General features: G+C 61.8%; 1 protein-coding gene. It reads right to left on the bottom strand.

All coding sequences use genetic code 11. From position 1 onward, the window contains the following. On the bottom strand, positions 1-262 hold a 262-nt coding region (locus SB822_RS58210; RefSeq protein WP_410859257.1), incomplete at both ends, for a nuclear transport factor 2 family protein.

Below are 262 nucleotides of genomic sequence, written 5' to 3'. Positions count from 1 at the left end.
CTACTTCGATATGCTCGCTCGTCAGAAAATGAACGTTGGTCGCGAAGTGCGGCGTGGGCGGCAGGTAGCGTTGCAACATCGCGACGATGTCCGCCGGTCCCTGCAAGCGGCCGAACTTGTTCGCATACTGCGGGCCGATGCCTTCCCACACGGCGTCATCGGTGAATAGTGCCGCGAGCGATTCGTGTTCGAGCGCGCGCGCCGGTACATCGCACAGTGCCATATACCGCGCGATGGTGTTGCGCACGGCGTTTTGCGCTTC

The organism is Paraburkholderia sp. SIMBA_054 (assembly GCF_046534875.1).
In the GTDB taxonomy this organism is placed as follows: domain Bacteria; phylum Pseudomonadota; class Gammaproteobacteria; order Burkholderiales; family Burkholderiaceae; genus Paraburkholderia; species Paraburkholderia hospita.
This window is presented reverse-complemented; position numbering and strand designations above follow the sequence as displayed.